General features: G+C 68.0%; 1 protein-coding gene. It reads left to right on the top strand.

Going from position 1 to position 1,191, the window contains the following annotated elements; all coding sequences use genetic code 11:
• The coding region (locus HTV45_RS33205; protein ID WP_251693401.1) for a condensation domain-containing protein at positions 1 to 1,191 on the top strand (1,191 nt) is incomplete at both ends.

Raw genomic sequence — 1,191 nt, forward strand, 5'->3', positions numbered from 1 at the left:
TTCGCGGCGCCTTCGCCGGCGGAGTTGGCTCTGGTGTTGGGGGAGCGGTTGGGTCGGGTGCAGGTGGGGTTGGAGCGGGTGGCGCGTCCGGAGTTGTTGCCGTTGTCGTTCGCGCAGCGGCGGTTGTGGTTCCTGCATCGGTTGGAGGGTCCGTCGGCGACGTACAACTCGCCGTTGGCGTTGCGGTTGTCGGGTTCGCTGGATGTGGGGGCGTTGCGGGCGGCGCTGGGTGATGTGGTGGGCCGTCATGAGGTGTTGCGGACGGTGTTCGCCGAGGCGGACGGGGTGCCGTATCAGCGGGTGCTGGATGCCGTCGAGGTGGATCTGCCGGTGTGTGAGGTCGTGGCGGAGGAGTTGCCGCGGGTGTTGCGGGGTGCGGCCCGTCATGAGTTCGACCTGTCGCGTGAGATTCCGGTGCGGGCGTGGCTGTTCGCGGCTGGTTCGGGCGAGTGGGTGCTGATGCTGGTCGTGCATCATGTCGCGGCGGACGGCTGGTCGCTGGGTCCGCTGGCGCGGGACCTCGCGGAGGCGTATGGGGAGCGTCGGGCGGGGCGTGGTCCGTCGTGGTCGCCGTTGCCGGTGCAGTATGCGGACTACACGTTGTGGCAGCGGCAGCTTCTGGGTGATGAGGCTGATCCGGGCAGTGTGCTGGGACGGCAGCTCGCGTATTGGTGTGAGCGGTTGGCGGGGTTGCCGGAGGAGGTGACGCTGCCGGCGGACCGGGCGCGGCCGCAGTCGGCGTCCTATGCGGGTGATGTGTGCATGTTCGGCATCGATGCTGATCTGCACGCGGGTCTGCTGGTGCTGGCGCGGCGCAGTGGTGCGACGTTGTTCATGGTGTTGCAGGCGGCGCTGGCGGCGGTGCTGACGCGGTCGGGTGCGGGCACCGATGTGCCGATCGGCAGCCCGGTCGCGGGTCGTACCGACGATGCGCTCGACGATCTGGTGGGTTTCTTCGTCAATACGCTGGTTCTGCGGGCGGACACTTCGGGGAATCCGGGTTTCGAGGAGTTGCTGCGACGGGTGCGCGACACGTCCTTGGAGGCGTACGCGCATCAGGATGTGCCGTTCGAGTTCCTGGTGGAGAAGCTCAATCCGCATCGCAGCACCGCCCACAGTCCCCTGTTCCAGGTGCTGCTGGCCTTCCAGAACAACCCGGAGACCAGCTTCGACCTCCCCGGCCTGCACACC

The sequence above is a fragment of the Streptomyces sp. CHD11 genome, assembly GCF_018638295.1.
Taxonomy (GTDB): Bacteria; Actinomycetota; Actinomycetes; order Streptomycetales; family Streptomycetaceae; genus Streptomyces.